The sequence below is a fragment of the Streptomyces sp. NPDC050658 genome (assembly GCF_044457025.1).
Lineage (GTDB): Bacteria > Actinomycetota > Actinomycetes > Streptomycetales > Streptomycetaceae > Streptomyces.
In genome coordinates, this window is record NZ_JBITGM010000005.1 from 163,194 (window position 1) to 178,675 (window position 15,482).

Genomic DNA, 15,482 nt, shown 5'->3' on the forward strand with positions numbered 1-15,482 from the left:
GAACGACCCGTCGCCGTCAGGCCGAGCCGAGTTCCTTGTCGATGAACGCGAGGACGTCCTCGGCGGACGCGCTCTCCAGGACGTCGCTCACATCAGCCGCGTCCGGTCCGCCGAGCCGCTCGTCGAGCGTCGCCACCAGGGCCTTGAGCCGGGCGGTGACGCGGTGGGCCTCGATCTCCTGCGCCGGGAGGCCGGAAAGGAGCGCCTCGACGCGGTCCAGCTCCGCGGTCACGGGCAGGACCTGGCCGCCGGTGCCGCGGCAGATCTCGTCCCACAGGTAGCCGGCGAGCGCCACGGGCGTGGCGTAGTCGAAGACGACGGTGGCCGGAAGGCGCCGTCCCGTCGCCCGGTTCAGCTGGGTGCGCAGCTCGACGGCGGCCACGGAGTCGAAGCCGAGGTCCTGGAAGGCCCGCTTCGGCTCGACGGCGGCCGGGCCGTCGTGGCCGAGCACGCCCGCCACCGTGCGGCGCACCAGGTCGAGCAGGGTCCGCCGCTGTTCCGCCTCGGGCTTCCCCGCGATGTCGGCGAGCGCGCCCCGCTCCGGTCCTTCCGCGCCCCCGGCGGTGTCGCCGCCGTCCAGGGCCGCCCGTACCTCGGGCAGCGCGTCGAGCAGCGGGCGCGGTCCGGACAGGGTGTACGTCGGCGCGAAGCGGGCCCAGTCGAAGTCGGCGACGACCAGATGGCTCTCGTCCCGGACGATCGCCTGCCGCAGCACGTCGAGCGCCTGCCCGGGGTCCATCGCGGGTGCGCCGATGCGCCGCATGAACGCGCTGATCTCCGCGTCGACCATGCCGCTCTCCAGGGCGCCCCAGGCGATCGAGGTCGCGGTGAGCCCGCGGGCCCTGCGGCGGTGCGCGAGCGCGTCGAGCACGGCGTTGGCGCTGCCGTACGCGGGCTGTCCCGCGCTGCCCCAGACGGCGGCCCCGGAGGAGAACAGCACGAAGGCCTCCAGGGGGCGGTCCGCGAGCAGTTCGTCGAGGACGAGCGCGCCGCCGATCTTGGCGTGGCCGACCTCCGCGAACTCCTCCAGCGTGGTCTTCGGCAGCGGGGCGTCGAGCTGGATGGCACCGGCCGCGTGCATCACCGCCGTCAGCGGGCGGTCCTCGGGGATGGCCGCGAGCAGCCGCCGTACCGCTTCCCTGTCGGTGACGTCACAGGACTCCGTGGTGACCTCGGCGCCCAGGGCCGTCAGCTCGGCCTCCAGTTCCGCGACACCGTCGGTGGCGCGGCCCCGCCTGCTCGTGAGCAGCAGATGCCGGGCGCCTTCGCGGGCCAGCTTGCGCGCCAGATGTGCTCCTACGCCGCCGGTCCCGCCGGTGATCAGCGTCGTACCGGTCGGGCTCCAAGTCGCCTGGGTGGACTGGCCGTTGGACTCCGCGCGGACCATGCGCCGCCCGAAGATCCCGCCGGGGCGCAGGGCGATCTGTTCCTCGGCGACCTCACCGGACAGCACACCGCAGAGGTGCCGCAGCGTCTCGCGGCCGATCTCTTCGGGTACGTCGATGACGCCGCCCCAGAAGTCGGGGTGATCCAGCGCGAGCGCGGCGGAGGCTCCCCAGATCCCGCTCTGCGGCAGGCTGCCGACCTCCGCGTCGGAGTCGACCGCCACGGCGCCGGACGTCAGGCACCAGAGCCTGGCCGATCCGCTCCCGGCCTCGTCGAGCGCCTGCACGAGGGCGATCGTGGCGGCGGTGCCGCGCGAGAGCGTGGAGTGGCGCGGGTGGGCGCGGTCGTCGAGGGCGAGCAGGGACAGGACTCCGGCGGGAGCCGTCCCGGAGGTGTGCGCGCGGAGCAGCCGCAGCACGTCGGAGCGGTCGGCGTCGTCCGGCAGCTCGACGGTGACGACGCGGGCTCCGTGCCCGGCGAGACCGTCGAGGACTGCCGGGATTCGCCGGTCGATGCCGTCTTGGGCGGGCAGGACCGCGAGCCAGGTGCCGGTCAGCGTGGGCGCCGCCGGAGCTTCGGCCGCGGCCCAGGCGAGGCGGTAGCGCCAGGAGTCCGTGCCCTGCGGCCCGGCATCGGCGGCCGGCGCGGGGTCGGCCGTCTCCCAGTAGAGCTTGCGCCGGAAGGCGTACGTGGGCAGATCCACCCGCGCTCCCTGGCCGCCGAAGTACGACCGCCAGTCCACCCGCACGCCCCGCACATGCGCGGACGCCAGGGCGGTGACCGTCTGGCGGACCTCGTCGCGGCCCTTGCGGAGGAGGGGGAGGAAGGCGATGTCGTCGGTGTCGCCGGGCTCGTCGGTGTCGCCGCTCAGGCAGTCAGGGCCCATGCCCGAGAGCGCGGCGTCCGGCCCCAGTTCGACGAATGTCGTCACGCCCTGCGCCTCCAGGAGCCGCACCCCGTCGGCGAACCGCACGGCCTGCCGGACGTGCCGGGCCCAGTGGTCGGGGGACGCCAGCTCCTCGGCGGTCGCCAGGGCGCCGGTCACGTTCGAGACGATCGGGATACGGGGTTCGGCGAAGGTCAGCCCTTCCGCGACGCCGCGGAACTCGGCCAGCATCGGTTCCATCCGCGCGGAGTGGAACGCGTGGCTGACGTTCAGCCGCTTCACCTTGCGGTCCCGCGCCCGCCATACGTCGACGAGCGCGGCGACCGCCGACTCGTCACCGGAGATCACGGTGGCGGACGGCCCGTTGACGGCGGCGATGCCCACACCGTCGGTCAGCGTCTCCCGGATCTCCTCCTCGGTGGCCTGGACGGCCGCCATCGCGCCGCCTGCGGGCAGCGCCTGCATCAACCGGCCGCGCGACGCGACCAGTTGGGCCGCATCCGCCAGCGACAGAACTCCTGACACATGCGCCGCAACCAGCTCCCCCACCGAATGCCCCAGCAGGAAATCGGGGCGCACACCCCAGTGCTCCATCAACCGGAACAGCGCCACCTCGACGGCGAAGAGCCCCGCCTGCGTGAACTCGGTGCGGTTCAGGGCCTGTTCATCGGTCCAGATCACATCCCGCACCGAACCGTCGCCGTCCAGGTGCGCGTCCAGCTCCGCACACACCGCGTCGAAAGCATCGGCGTACACGGGAACCGATTCATACAACTCCCGGCCCATCCCGAGACGTTGGCTCCCCTGCCCGGTGAACAGGAACGCCGTGAGCCCCTCGGTCGCGGTGCCGCTCAGCACGCCCGGACGCCAGATTCCGTCGGTGACCGCCGCGAGGCCGCCCAGCGCGCTCTCCCGGTCGTCGGCGAGGACCACGGCCCGCCGTTCCAGGGCCGTGCGCGTCACGGCGAGCGAGTAGCCGATGTCCGGCAGGGAGTCGGCCGCCCCCACTCCGTCCGCGTACCCGGCGAGGCGGGACGCCTGGGCGCGCAGGGCGTCGTCACCGCGCGCCGAGACCAGCCACGGGATCGGGGCGCCTGCGGGCGGACCGGACGGTGCGGGGTCCTGCGACTCCGCCTCGGCAGCGGCCGGCGCCTCCTCGACGATCACATGGGCGTTCGTGCCGCTCATGCCGAAGGACGAGATGCCCGCGCGGCGCGGGCGGCCATCGGTGCGCGGCCAGTCCCGTGGCTCGGTGAGCAGCTCCACGTTCCCGGCCGACCAGTCGACCTGGGGTGTCGGCTCGTCGACGTGCAGGGTCTTGGGCAGCAGGCCGTGCCGCATCGCCTGCACCATCTTGATGATGCCGCCCACACCGGCCGCCGCCTGGGCGTGGCCGATGTTCGACTTGAGGGAGCCCAGCCAGAGCGGCCGGTCCTCCGGGCGGTCCTGGCCGTACGTCGCGAGCAGTGCCTGTGCCTCGATCGGGTCGCCGAGGACCGTGCCGGTGCCGTGTGCCTCCACCGCGTCGACGTCGGCGGAGGTCAGGCCCGCGTTGGCGAGGGCCTGGCGGATCACCCGCTGCTGCGAGGGGCCGCTGGGCGCGGTGAGGCCGTTGCTCGCGCCGTCCTGGTTCACGGCCGAGCCGCGGATGACGGCGAGAACGGGGTGGCCGTTGCGCCGGGCGTCCGAGAGCCGCTCCACCAGGAGCATGCCGACGCCCTCGCCCCAGCCGGTGCCGTCCGCGGCGGCCGCGAAGGACTTGCAGCGGCCGTCGGCGGAGAGCCCGCGCTGGCCGCTGAACGCGATGAAGGCCTCGGGGGTCGCCATCACGTTCACGCCGCCGGCGAGCGCCAGGGTGCAGTCGCCGGAGCGCAGTGCCTGGATCGCCCAGTGCAGGGCGACCAGGGAGGACGAGCAGGCGGTGTCGACCGTGACCGCGGGGCCTTCGAGGCCGAGGCTGTAGGCGATGCGGCCGGAGGCGATGGAGCCCGTACTGCTGTTGTAGGCGTAGTCGTGGTAGACCATGCCGGCGAAGACGCCGGTCCTGCTTCCCTTGAGGGAGGCGGGGTCGATGCCGGCGCGCTCCAGGACCTCCCAGGACGTCTCAAGCAGGAGCCGCTGCTGCGGGTCCATCTCGCGCGCCTCGTTGGGGCTGATCTTGAAGAACTCGGCGTCGAACTCCCCCGCCTCGTGCAGGAATCCGCCGTGCCGGGTGTAGCTCCTGCCGGGGGTGCCGGGCTCCGGGTCGTAGAGCCGCCCGGTGTCCCAGCCGCGGTTCTCCGGGAAGGGCGAGATCCCGTCGGTGCCTGTGGTCACCAGCTCCCACAGTTGCTCCGGCGAGCTCACCTCCCCCGGAAAACGGCAGCTCATGGCGGTGATGGCGATCGGTTCCGTGTTCCGCGTCTCGATGTCGTGCAGCCGGTGCCGAGCCTGTTTCAGCTCTACCGTGGCACGCCGGAGATAGTCACGGACCTTGTCATCGTTCACCGCCGACACCCATCAATCCTTTGAGATCTTGGAGATTCGCGAATCCGCCGGGATGCGCGTCAGGCGCCGGCCAGCAGCGACCGGACGGCGGCCACGGTGAGGTCGACGTTCTCCTGCGCGGACACCTTGCGCAGCTCGTCGGACATGCACTCCACCGACAGCGGGACGTCGATGCCGCGCGAGTCCAGGTGGCGCAGCAGGCCGAGCAGGTCGAACTCGCCCTGGCCGGGCAGCTTGTTGTACGTGGTGCAGTCGTCCTGGCGGGATCCCTGCGGCTCGGCCGCCGCGTCACGCAGCTCGACGCCGAGGAAGTACTTGGCGGGGAGCCGGTCCAGGGCCTTGTAGTTGTCGGGGTCGCGGAAGAAGTGCCAGCAGTCGATCATCAGGCCGGTGTTGGGGCGGTCGGCCGCGATGAGCAGGTCGATGGCCTCGGTGTAGCCGAAGCCGGGGTTGACCGTGACGGGCTCCAGGACCATCTGGACGCCGTGGCCGGCGGCGCGGTCGCAGACGCCGGTGAAGCGCTCGACCAGCTCCTCCTTCGTGGGCATCTCGGTCGGCGTCATGACGAACGTCTTCAGGTTCGTGATCTCGAAGGTGTCGCAGATCTCGTACAGACGGTCCTCCATCTGCCGGGCCTGCTTGCCGTAGTCGCCGCCGAAGTGCCAGCCGTAGTGGCCCATCAGCTCACCGAAGCGCACCCCGTGGTCCTTGAGGATGGCCTTGATGTCGTCGGCGGAGCGCTCGGCGAGGAGGGTGTCGAATTCGCTCGCGTCCATTCCGAGGTCGGCGATTCCGTCAGTCGCGGCAGCGGCGACGCGCTCCTCGAAGGAATAGCGCGAGGGCTCCCCAAAAGGGACACCGAGCATGTGAAGACACGTCAGCGAGACGGGCTTCAGATCAAGCATGCTCATCGTTGATCGACTCCTTTTCGTGGTACGTGCGGTGTACTTGTCCGAGCCCTCGGCACAAGGCTCCTGAACTGCCGCCCATTCAATACGCGACGCGCTGGGCCGCACCACGGGGTCCGCCCCCTAAGAACCGTCAACTGCCCCCTAACCATGGGGTCATGGGGGCCGATCACCTTCCTTCTCGCGACCTCGGGCCCGTAGCATCGGCCGCCGTTGCAGTCCTTCTCGAAAGGCGCGGAATGAACACCCTGACGACGGAACGTGTCCAGGCGACAATCAACCATCTCTTTGCCGACCAGGAAGTCGTCGAAGGACCGGCGACGGCGGAACTCATCGCCAAGAACCGGCCGATCGACGATTTCACGCACCAGGAACAGACCACGATGCTGTCCGGTGCCTACCTCGCGATTCCGCGCGAGTGCGGTGACTTCCTCTACCAGCAGGCCCGCGCCCGCAACGCCAAGCGCATCGTCGAGTTCGGCACCTCGTTCGGCATCTCCACGGTGTTCCTCGCGGCGGCCGCGCGGGACAACGGCGGCGAGGTCATCACGTCGGAGTGGCACGCCGACAAGGCCGCGACCGCCCGCAAGAACATGGCGGACGCCGGCCTCGACGACATCACCGACGTGCGCGACGGTGACGCCCTGGAGTCGCTCGCGAACCTGCCGGGCCCGGTCGACATGGTGTTCCTCGACGGCTGGAAGGACCTGTACCTGCCGGTGCTCAAGGTCCTGGAGCCGCAGCTCGCGCCGAACGCCCTGATCATCGCCGACGACATGGGGCTGTTCCCGCAGCAGGCCTATTTCGACCACGTGCGGGGCGGCAACTTCGTCTCGAACCTGATCAACGTCGGCGACGGCATGGAGGTCTCCACGTATATCGCGTGACGCGTGGGCGGCTTCCGTCGCGCGTTTCTTCCCGGACAGCAAGCAGTGGCCGGTACCGGATCTCTCCGGTACCGGCCACTGCTTTGCCGGGTCCGCCCTACGCCAGTTCGGCGGCGTCGGCGTGGAATTCCACGGGGAGTTCCTCGCGATTCCTTATCTTCAACTTCCGGTACACACGGGTGAGATGCTGCTCGACGGTGCTGACCGTGACATAGATCTTCGCGGATATCTCGCGGTTCGAATAGCCGCTCGCGGCGAGGATCGCCACCCTGCGCTCGGAGTCGCTCAGTTCCGCGAAGTGGTCGTCGGGGACGACGCAGGAACTCTTCCCCGAGTGCCCCGGATTCGCCGGGGAGCCCGGCAGCGAACAGGCCGCCATGAAGGACTGATGGCCGTCGTCGGCGTGGCAGCCCTTCGCCGTGCGGCGCGCCCTGCGGGCCGCCGTCCGCGCCTGCGCCTTGTCGCCGAGGGTCTGGTAGGCCTCGCTCAGGTCGACCAGTGCGCGGGTGCTCTCGTAACGGTCGTTGCTGAGCTGCAGTACGTCGAGGGCGTCGGCCAGGACCGAGGGGCGTTCGTGCACCTCGCGCACCGCGGCGAGGGAGCGCAGGGTGATACCGCGGGTGCGGGTGAGGCCCGTACCGACCTTGGCTAGCTGCTCGTCGATGAGCCGGGCGGCGCGTTCCCGGTCGCCGATCCGCAGCCAGGCCTCCGCGGCGCCGGTGCGCCAGGGGGCGAGGGCCGGGGTGTCGATGTTCCAGTGGTCCATCCGCTCGCCGCAGGCCAGGAAGTCGGCGAGCGCGGCGTGCCCGCGGTTGCAGGCCAGGTGGTGGCGGCCGCGCGCGTAGAGGTAGTGCAGGCCCTGCCGGGTCTCGAAGAGCGCGGGGTGCATGGGCCGGGTGAGATAGGCGGCCGCCTCCTCCAGGTTGCCGGTGGCGGTGTGCGCCTCGACCAGCACGGACAGCGGCATCGCGGCCGCCTCGCCGTACCCGCACTCGGTGAAGTAGGCCAGCGCCCGCTCGGCCAGCGCGATCGCCTCGTCCATCTGCCCCCGGCGCAGCGCGACCTGCGCGCTCAGCGAGCGCAGCCAGGACTGCCAGGCGGGGGTGTCGTCCTCGCGGGTGCCGGCGAGGAGCCGCTCGCACCAGTCGGCCGCGGTGTCGATCAGGTCGGCGTAGACGAGGGACTGGATGGCGAAGGCCACCCCGTCGAACGAGCCGTGGGCGACGCTCTCGTCCTGCAGCACCTGCTCGGCCAGCGCGATGGTGTGCTCGCCGCCGGACTGGGCGAGCACCGAGGAGAGGCAGCGCACGGCGCGCAGCGCGGGCGAGTTGGCGGGTGTGCCGCGCCGGGCGGCCTCCGGGACGACTGCCTCCAGGCGGGGCAGCACGGCCGGGTAGTTGGTGGCGACGAGCAGTTGGGTGAAGCGCCACTCGGCGCCGAGCGCCGCGGCGTCGTCCCGGTCGGCGACGTACTCGACGATGTCCATCGCGTCGTCGAACCGCAGATACTCGAAGAGCGAGCAGGCCAGGCGGAGCGCGTCGGCGCCCGTGAGGTTGCCGGCCAGGATCGGCGCCTTGAGGGAGAGGAAGCGCTCGGCGGAGGAGAAGGGGTCGACGAGTCCGTAGAGCGCGGCGGTGCGCGCCTTGATCGCGTACTGCTGGTTGCCGTCGGAGCAGCACTCCTCGGCGAACCGCAGATAGTCGATGGCCGAGCGGATCTGGTGCTGTTCGAGGGCGGTCTGTACGGCGCCGAGCAGGATCGGCAGCATCCAGTCGTGCCGTGCGGGGCCCGCGGCCATCAGATGCCGGACCACCGACCGGGAGGGTTCGCCCTCCTCGTGCAGGAGTTGGGCGGTGCGGTGGTGCAGATGGGTGCGCTCCTCGCCGGACATGCCGCCGAGGATCGCGCCGCGGGTGGCCTTGCGGTGGCGGAACTCCAGGCCGTTGGTGATGCCGGTCTCGGTGAGCTTGTCGACGATCTCGCGGGTCACGCCCATGCCGATGCCGGTGAGCCGGCTCAGCCGGCGCAGGTTGACGGAGCCGTCGAGCATCGCCAGGGCATGCGCTACACGCGTAGCGTTGCCACCCATCCGGTGCAGGCAGATCAACACGGCCTCGCGGAAGCGGGCGCCGGGCGCGCCGGCGGGTGCCGGGGGCTGTTCGCCGGCCGCGCCGCGGGGGTGGGCGGTGCCGCAGCCGCAGGGCGGGCCGTCCTCCAGGAGCGCGGCGGCGAGCAGCGGGTTGCCGCCGGTGAGTTCGTGGATACGGGCCGCGGCGGCGGAGGGGGTGCAGCGGGTCCTGCCGACGACCATGCGCTCGATGTCGTCGGTGCTCAGCGGGGCGACCCGGATGCGCAGGACGTCGGGGCGGTAGATGAAGTCCTGCAGGACCTGGAGCGGGGCCCGTTCGACCTGCGACTCCCAGGCGAAGACCAGCCGGAGCATTCCGGATGGCAGCCCGTTGGCGAGGTACTGGAGACAGCGCAGCGACTCCATGTCGGTGTGCTGTACGTCGTCGACGGTGATGAGAACCCTGCCGCGCCCGGCCAGCGCCGCGATGACCGCATAGACCTCTCGGGCGACGTGAATGGGGTCCTTGCGGAAATCCGGGGTGCGTACTCCGCCGTCCGGAACGGCGGGCGCCACATGCCCCAGGGAATCGAAGAGCTTTCCCAGGACGGCGTACGGAAGAGTTTTCTCGTCACGCGAACTCACGGCGCTGAGAACGGTCACGCCGGAAGCGGCGGCCCGTCGGCTGAAGGAGCGGAGCACCGTGCTCTTGCCCATCGCAGTAGGGCCGCTGATCACAGCGATATTGCTCGCCCCCACGGGCGTCTCGCTCAGAATGGAATCAAGCTGACCGGAGATTTCTTCACGCGCTACCAACAACACTGACGTGCCTCCAGAGTCCAACACCGCGAAATACAGGATGTTGCGCCTGCTCAGTCATTCATGAAGGGCAGGTCCACTCAATTTCAGAACGTTCGGCTCCACCTGTTGAGGGAGCTCGGTCGACCATGGCGTCAAGCGGCGGCAGGCCCGCCGTCGGGCAGCACTGAATTCCGCACGCCAGGAAGGATGCGCTGAGGCATGAACCGATTCATCAATTTCCCCCGTAATCCACGATGTGGAAGGTGCGCAACTGCTCTCGACTGTCTTGTCAAGTACCTTGCGCAACAGCCGGAACGCTACGTCCACGCACCAGACAGGCCAACCCCTACCCGGCTCACACCCCACCCCCCTTACACCCCGACGGGGTGCTGATCGCCTTAGGGGGGCGCCCCATAAAGCCGCTGGCCAGCCCTGCGGCGGGGGAGCGGGGCGGTGCAGCGGGGGCACCCCCCTAAGGCCTGCACTCGACAGTTGACCCAACAACTACGGGAACTGGCCACTCCGCTTCTCTTTGCTGATTCTTGGTCTTGACATTACAGATCACGCTTGACTGGACCACCTACGGAGCGAGTACTGTATGAGTCGCACACAGTTTCGCTTCGTATACTGTTCTGCCGCGCACCCCAGCTGCTCGCTCACGCGCGGCGGCACGGGGATCTTGCGACATTTTGCGCGAAATCGCCAGGTCGGGACCACGGGGGTTGCGGCATTGCCTGAAGAACGCGAACGAATAATCAGCCAACTCCTGCACCTCCTCGACGGCAGTGAAGGCAGAAAACCCACAATCGCCACGCTGAGCGGCATCACCGCAATGGGCAAGAGCACTCTCTTGCACACGCTCTTCGAGCGCGCGGAATCTCTTGGTGTCACGGTGTTGAACGTTGCGGGTACACCGGAAGATCAAGGTGTTCCGTTCGCGGCCTTTGAGCGGCTCCACAGGTCGAGCGGTGATTCCCTGTTCGCACCGGCCCCGACGGCCGCGGAGGCCGGCCCGCCCGGCGAGCTGTCGGCGGCGGCGCGCGAGACCTACCGGTCGATCGTCGAACTGGCCAGGCGCGGTTCCGTGCTGCTCACCGTCGACGACATCCATTACATGGATGCTTACTCCCTCCAGTCCCTGCGCCGCCTCGCCCAGGGCCACTATCCGCACCCGCTGGCGATCGTCTGCACCTGGAATCCGCCGCTGAACCGGAAGCCGCTGCCCTTCCTGGAGGAGTTGCTCTACGAATCGTCGGTACGGCGATTCCGCTTGGACCCGCTGTCACCGGCCGAGATCGCGGAGTGGATCGAACGGCGCTGCCCCCTGCGGGACACCGGGGACACCAGAGACGCAGAGGAGACGGCCCAGGAGTACCACCGGCTCACCGGCGGCAGCCCCCTGCTGGTGGACGCCCTGCTCACCGAGACGGCAGGACGGTCGCCGCGGCCGGCCGACCGGGACCGCCGCGTCCTCCAGGACGCCGTGCTGGCCTGTCTGCACCGCGCGGGACCGCTCGCCCTCCGGGTCGCCCGCGGGATCGCGCTGCTCGGCGTCTCCGCGGACCTGCATCTGCTGCCCCGCCTGATCGGCGTCAGCGTCCTCGTGGCCCAGCAGGTGGCGGGCCGCCTCCAGGACATCGGCGTACTGGAAGGCACCCGGTTCCGCTGCCCGGACGTACCGAACGCGGTGCTCGACAACATGCCGCTGAGCGAGAACGCCGCGCTGCGCCACAAGGCCGCCCGATTACTGCATGACGACGGCGCCTCCGCCGAGACGGTCGCCCGGCATCTGCTCCTGGCCGGCCAGCCCGGCGAGGAGTGGGCGGATCCGCTGCTCCAGGAGGCGGCCTTCAAGTCGCTGCTCAAGGGCGAGCCCGACCTGGCCATCCGCTATCTCACCCTGGCCGGCGAATGCTGCGGCGACGAACGCGACCTGAACATCATCAAGGTCCGCACCGCGCTGATCCACTGGCTCAGCGACCCCGCCGCCGCCCAGTCGATGTTCGCCACCCTCAGAAGACCGATCCTGGCGGGCAAGGTGCGCCAGCAACAGGCCGCGAACGCCGCCGAGATCATGCTGTGGAACCTCGAACTCGACGAGGCCGGCGAGGTGTTGGAGCACCTCTTCACGCACACCGACAGCCCCGCGGCGGGCCCCCACGAGGAACTGCTCTCGCTGCAGCACCTCGTACGGGCCAGCTATCCGGGCCTGACGCTGCCGGTGCCCGGCCCCGCGCGGCCGGGCCCGGACTCCGGCACGCTGTCGGGCACGGAGTCCGGCACGATCATGCCCACGCTCTGCCCCACCGAACTGCGCTCGGCCCACGCCCTGTCGGCCGTCCTGTCCCGGCGGGCCAACGAACACACCCTGGCCCAGGCCGAGCAGGTCCTGCAGGGTGCCGGTCTCTGCAACAGCTCGTACCGCGCCATCTCGGCGTCGATCCTCTCCCTGATCTACGCCGACCGCGCGGAGTCGGCCGCCGCCTGGTGCCGGCACTTCATGGACGAGGCGGTGCTGCTCGCCTTCCCCACCTGGCAGGGCGTGATCGCCGCCATGCACGCCCTCGCCTCGTTCCGCCAGGGGCACCTGAACACCGCCGCCACCCAGGCGGAGCTCGCGCTCAACCGGGTGGCGGGCCTCGAACTGAACGAGAGCTCCGCGCTCGCGCTCAGTGTGCTCGCCGACACCTACACGGCGATCGGCAACCACGAGGCGGCGGAAACCCTCTTCAACCGCCCCGTGCCGCCCACACTGCTGCAGACCCGCGTGGGACTGCACTACCTGCACGCGCGCGGACGCCACCAACTGGCCGTGGGCAGGCGGCACATCGCCCTGGCCGACTTCACCGCCTGCGGCGAGCACATGGTCAAGTGGGACATCGACAGCCCGACCCTGGTCCCCTGGCGGGCCGAGGCCGCGGCGACCTGGCGGCGCCTGGGCCGCGCCGACCGCGCGGCGCAGCTGCTCCAGGAGCAGCTGACGATCAGCTCGGAGCTCGACCACCCGCGCGCCCGCGGCCTCGCGCTGCGTACGTACGCGTCCATCTCGGCGCCCGCGGACCAGCCCGCCCTGCTCGAAGAGGCCCTGGACATGCTCCAGATCAGCGGCGACACCTACGAGACGGCGCGGGTCCTCGCCGATCTGAGCAAGGCCTACCAGCGGATCGGCGAGCGGAACCAGGCGCAGTCCTTCGCACGCAAGGCCCGCCGGCTCGCCCAGCGCTGTCACTCCGACGAGCTGCGGCGCGAGGTCGAGTCGGCGGGGCTGCCGCTCGGCCAGGACCACGAGCCGGACGAATACTCCGCGCTGTACCTGCCGGTTCTGGCCAAACTCAGCGAATCCGAGCGGCGGGTCGCGATTCTCGCGGCGCAGGGGCGGACCAACCGTGAGATCGCGGCGAAGCTCTATGTCACGGTCAGCACGATCGAGCAGCATCTCACCCGCATCTATCGGAAGATGAATATAAGGAACCGCGAGGAACTCCCCGCGGAGTTGCAGCGGGAGAAACTCCCTTCCTGACATTCCGCACTTGCGCACTTCCGTGCCGACATAATTCTGACACTTCCGCGAATTCATAGGGGTGTCGTGCGCCCCGGACCCCTGTCCGGGGCGCACGGCACCCCTTCCGACCCCTGCCCACCCCTGTTCGCGCAGTGGATCGTTGACACCCCGAGCGGCTCTGTGTATAAGATATACTCAAGCATCTACGGCATACACAGTTACCTCTGGGGCGGCCGCACCGCCCGACTTCACACTGGACGGCACACACATGTGGAATGACGAATTGCATGTCGAGGCGGATGTCACTCAGGCCGCCGTTTGGGCACGATGTGTCGATGTGGCGACGTGGCCCGACTGGAACCCCGGCCTGGAGAAGGTGGAGCTCGAAGGAGCCTTTACCGCGGGGCAGAACGGCGTGATCTTCCGCGCCGGAGCAGGCGAGATACCGTTCAGCCTGCTCTCCGTGGTCGACGGGGAGAGCTTTGTGGTCGAGTCCCCGATGGACGGCGGAATCGTGCACCGCATCGGCTGCCAGGTCACGGCGCTGCCGGGCGGCGGCAGCCGGATGACGCACAAGGTCGAGCTGGACGGCCCCGGCAGCGACGAGCTGGCCGCCGCCATCGGCTCCGAGCTCTCCAAGAACCTCTCGACGGTCGCCGAAGCCCTGATCAAGGCCGCTTCCTGAACAAGACGGCCCCCTGAACAAGACGGCGCCCTGATCACGGCGGCTTCCGTCTGAAGCCTCCCCCTAATGCGCACCGGTCACCGCATCCCCCGCCGTTGACCGGCGCCACTGGAGCCCCTGCCGACTGCCCGGCAGGGGCTCCACCCTTTCACCGCACGCGCCGCACCGGCGGCAGCTCGTACGTCCCGTCGAAGACGGCGGCCCGCGGCGTGTACATCCGCAGCACCGGCCGGAAGGGCCCCTCGGGAGTGGGCAGCCAGTTCGCCGCCGAGACCTCGTCGTCCGGCCGCCCGGCCTGGAGGGTGACCGTGAGCGAGCCGTCGTCGCCGTACACGAGACCGGGGGTGCGGTCGCCGACTGAGTAGCGCTCGGCGGGATTCGCGACAAGGTGGTAGTCCGGTACGTCGTACATGGTGACCGACCAGAACGCGTCGACGGGCGGCGGCTTCTCGAACCGCAGCGTGTAGGAACGCGAACCGTCCAGCGGCTCGCCCTCCTCGTCGACCCACGTCATCGCGTACGCCGCCTCGTAGCCGTGATTGCCCCAGAGCCCGGCACGGGCCGCGGCCGCCCGCACCTCACGCCCCAACTCCCGGTCGGTGTAGACCCATTGGGGGTCCTTGAGGGTCCCGACCTCGAAGTAGTCGGCGTTGAAGTCGAAGGAGTGATAGGCGAGCCGCCAGCCGTTCTGCTCCGGGCTCCGGCCGTCCCGGGTGGCCTGCTCGACCTGCTCCTTCCCCGCGGCGAAGCCCGCCCGCAGCGCCTCGACCAGCTCGGGCGCGGCCTGTGCGTACGGGCTCTGCACCTCCAACAGGCCCAGCGGGGCGAACCGCCGCTGGTACGCGACGTCGGGCGCCGCCGGCGGGAAGGCCGCCATCCCCGACCGCAGCTTCTCGTAGAACCGCAGCTCCGGTTCGCCCTCCGGGGTGTACGCGTAGGCCGGAAGCCCCAGCGACTCCCCCGACGCCGTCCAGTACGGCTCGAGCAGCGTCGCCTCCTGGAGCTCGCGCACCGCCGGCACGTCGTACGGGCCCGCGCACGCCCAGCGGCCCACGATCGAGGCCACCATCGTCGGCACCGAGATCCGGGTGGCGCCCGCCGGCACCGGCTCGTCCCAGCCGGGCGGCGTCAGCAGGAAGCTCGCCGCGCCGGTGCCGGTCGCGCGGCGGCCGACGTACGCGAAGTTGTTGGTCCAGGCGTCCACGAACTGCAGGACGTAGTAGCGGCCGTCGGTGTCCGGCACGGTAAGGAGCAGGGCGCCGCCGGACAGGTCGAGCTGCGCCATCGAGTAGAGCGTGTCGTTGTTGATGGTCACGAAGGTGTCGTCGGGTCCCGCGAGCCCGCTGCCGTGGCTGAACTCGTTGAACGGGGCGGGCGGGATCACGCCCATGCCCTTGCGGGTGAAGCGGTCGACCTCGTCGAGCCCGGCCACCATCGGAAAGCCGTACACGTACGCCTCGGTCGCCAGCGCCTGCAGATCATCCGTCATCCCTGCCGCCTTCGGTCGCCGCTCGTACGGGGTGTACTCACTCGGGGGTGCCCGGCGCGGCCTGGTCCCCGTAGCGGCGCTCGAACTTGGCCACCTGTCCCTCGGAGTCCACGACGCGGGCGCGTCCCGTGTAGAAGGGGTGGCTCTCGGCGGAGATCTCCACTTCCACCAGCGGATACGTCTCGCCGTCGTCCCACTCGATCGTCTGGTCGGTGGCGGCGGTGGACCGGGTGAGGAAGGCGTAGCCCGCGGAGCGGTCGCGGAAGACCACGGGGCGGTATCTGCTGTCGTTCTCGTCCTTGGTCATTCCTCCAGGGTTGCCCTGGGGCGCCGTACTGGCGAGCCGGGGGCGCCAGGCGGAGTACTCAGCCCGTTCCGAGTAG

General features: G+C 70.3%; 7 protein-coding genes and 1 pseudogene. 3 read left to right on the forward strand and 5 right to left on the reverse strand.

Going from position 1 to position 15,482, the window contains the following annotated elements; genetic code table 11:
* Positions 1 to 16 precede the first annotated feature (16 nt).
* Both ACIBKX_RS19065 and ACIBKX_RS19070 read right to left on the reverse strand, forming a co-directional pair.
* Positions 17 to 4,759 (reverse strand): annotated as a pseudogene (locus ACIBKX_RS19065) (type I polyketide synthase); the annotation flags it as partial.
* A gap of 59 nt (positions 4,760 to 4,818) precedes the next feature.
* A complete protein-coding gene (locus ACIBKX_RS19070) occupies positions 4,819 to 5,670 on the reverse strand; it encodes a sugar phosphate isomerase/epimerase (RefSeq protein WP_363277664.1) in 852 nt (283 codons plus the stop codon).
* Positions 5,671 to 5,906: 236 nt separating this feature from the next.
* Between ACIBKX_RS19070 and ACIBKX_RS19075 the strand changes: the two genes are divergently transcribed.
* Positions 5,907 to 6,554 (forward strand): class I SAM-dependent methyltransferase, encoded by a 648-nt coding sequence (locus ACIBKX_RS19075; RefSeq protein ID WP_363277663.1) that lies wholly within the window; start codon positions 5,907 to 5,909, stop codon positions 6,552 to 6,554.
* Between the two features lie 97 nt (positions 6,555 to 6,651).
* Here ACIBKX_RS19075 and ACIBKX_RS19080 read toward each other — a convergent pair whose 3' ends face one another.
* Entirely contained in the window at positions 6,652 to 9,468 is a 2,817-nt protein-coding gene (locus tag ACIBKX_RS19080) for an AAA family ATPase (protein ID WP_399375836.1), read from the reverse strand.
* A gap of 553 nt (positions 9,469 to 10,021) precedes the next feature.
* Between ACIBKX_RS19080 and ACIBKX_RS19085 the strand changes: the two genes are divergently transcribed.
* Positions 10,022 to 12,943: an AAA family ATPase gene (locus tag ACIBKX_RS19085; protein ID WP_363277661.1), complete on the forward strand. Its 2,922-nt coding sequence runs from the start codon at positions 10,022 to 10,024 to the stop codon at positions 12,941 to 12,943.
* 250 nt (positions 12,944 to 13,193) lie between these two features.
* Positions 13,194 to 13,610 carry an SRPBCC family protein gene (locus tag ACIBKX_RS19090; RefSeq protein ID WP_363277660.1) on the forward strand — a complete coding sequence of 139 codons (417 nt, stop codon included), beginning with the start codon at positions 13,194 to 13,196 and terminating at the stop codon, positions 13,608 to 13,610.
* A gap of 148 nt (positions 13,611 to 13,758) precedes the next feature.
* On the opposite strand, the gene ACIBKX_RS19095 is transcribed toward ACIBKX_RS19090, so the two are convergent.
* Together ACIBKX_RS19095 and ACIBKX_RS19100 are read right to left on the reverse strand one after the other, a co-directional pair.
* Positions 13,759 to 15,099: a DUF1254 domain-containing protein gene (locus tag ACIBKX_RS19095; protein WP_363277659.1), complete on the reverse strand. Its 1,341-nt coding sequence runs from the start codon at positions 15,097 to 15,099 to the stop codon at positions 13,759 to 13,761.
* A gap of 37 nt (positions 15,100 to 15,136) precedes the next feature.
* On the reverse strand, positions 15,137 to 15,406 hold the full coding sequence (locus ACIBKX_RS19100) for a type B 50S ribosomal protein L31 (protein WP_363277667.1): 270 nt from the start codon (positions 15,404 to 15,406) through the stop codon (positions 15,137 to 15,139).
* Positions 15,407 to 15,482 lie beyond the last annotated feature (76 nt).